The sequence below is a fragment of the Dorea sp. 210702-DFI.3.17 genome (assembly GCF_020560825.1).
Lineage (GTDB): Bacteria > Bacillota > Clostridia > Lachnospirales > Lachnospiraceae > Dorea > Dorea formicigenerans.
Genome location: NZ_JAJCNB010000081.1, coordinates 1 through 1,524, shown reverse-complemented (window position 1 = coordinate 1,524; position 1,524 = coordinate 1). Strand labels below are relative to the sequence as shown.

3 protein-coding genes are annotated in these 1,524 nt (G+C 34.7%); all 3 read right to left on the bottom strand.

Annotation, left to right across the window (positions count from 1 at the left end; genetic code table 11):
* Nucleotides 1-358, bottom strand: a 358-nt coding sequence (locus LI149_RS15000) for a transcriptional repressor (protein WP_227143609.1), incomplete at its 3' end; no start/stop codon positions are given.
* A 127-nt stretch (nucleotides 359-485) separates the two neighbouring features.
* The gene (yaaA, locus tag LI149_RS14995) at nucleotides 486-1,235 is read right to left on the bottom strand and encodes a peroxide stress protein YaaA (RefSeq protein WP_227143608.1); all 750 of its coding nucleotides are present in this window, start codon (nucleotides 1,233-1,235) and stop codon (nucleotides 486-488) included.
* Nucleotides 1,235-1,524 (bottom strand): peroxiredoxin (locus LI149_RS14990; RefSeq protein ID WP_227143607.1); only part of this gene is annotated, 290 nt, incomplete at its 5' end. The genes yaaA and LI149_RS14990, both read right to left, overlap by 1 nt.

Below are 1,524 nucleotides of genomic sequence, written 5' to 3'. Positions count from 1 at the left end.
CTTTAAATGAAATATCATAATCCACAAATTCAATTCCATGAGTGTTATGAATTCTTTCCAGCAAATCCGGTATTGGATCCATATCCACATCAAAAACTTCACCGCACTTTATACATCTTACATGGTAATGATTTTTCAATGTAAAATCAAATCGGTTCGGTCCATCCGGAACTTCAACCTTTCTTAATGCACCTTCCTCTACCAATATATCAAGATTTCTATATACAGTTCCTTTTCCAATTGCTGGATATGCTTCTTTTATAAATTCATACACTTCATTTGCCGTAACGTGTCTTCTCATTTCGTATACGGTATTTCTTACAAGATCTTTTTGAATTGTATTTCTCCTACTTGTCATTAGTCCTCCTTATTAGGATTAGTTCTTAATAAGGATTATATACCACTATTATCTTGTTGTCAATAAAAATAGTAATAATTCTCATTATTATAAAAGCTGCCAAACTGAGCATCTTTTACCTGAATAACTATTTTATTTTGCGTTCAAATACATATTCTGAATCTGAAGATAAATCAGATCTAAACGAATATCCGAGTCTGTCAAATTTCTGAATCTCCACCGGATTTTCAATATTATTTTCCGCTATGAATCTGACCATTTCACCACGAGCCATCTTGGCATAGGTGCCTTTTGTTACCAATTTATCTCCGGATAACTCACAAAATACAATCGTAATATATCTGTCCTGTGGTGTCAGATACTTTTCTATACCTTTTGAGTATTCTTTTGATGCAAGATTAATGATAATCCTACTGTCATCGATTACTGAGCGGTATAACAATGCTCCCCAGTACTCATACAGATTTTTTGCATCTCCAATTCCAACCTTTGCCTGCATTTCAAGACGATAAGGAGTCACACCATCCATTGGTTTTAAAATGCCATAAAACGCAGACAAGATTCTTAAATGATTTTGCAAATACTCAAACTGCTGGATTTCAAACACAGATGGTGCCATATATTGAAATGCAATCCCTTCATATGCTAAAACAGCCGGAGTAAGCCTGTTATAAAGATCCATATTTTCCAATCTGTTAAAGTTCTGCTCTGCAATCTTGTCATTACATTTCCAGATAGCTTTCAGTTCTTCTTTTGATTTGCTTTTCATCCAGTTTAATACTTCTGCTGTCTTATCAATATAGACAGGCAGTTCAACCGGTGCTAAGTTATCGGTATCTACAATCATCTTTTTTGCAGGTGATAAAATAATCTTCATTATACCAATTCCTTAAGCATATTTTCAGGATCATCTGCCGCCTTGACTTTATCATTTGCCTTTATAATGATTCCCTGCTCATCAATAAGATATGTAGTTCTTACTACACCCATAGATACTTTTCCATAATTTTTCTTTTCTTTCCAGACATCATATGCTTCAATAACTTTACGCTCCGGATCTGCTAATAGCGTAAATGCCAGTCCGTATTTTTCTTCAAATCTCTTGTGAGACGCTACAGAGTCCTTGCTTACTCCGAGAATAACAGCTCCCTTCTCAGTAAACTGTG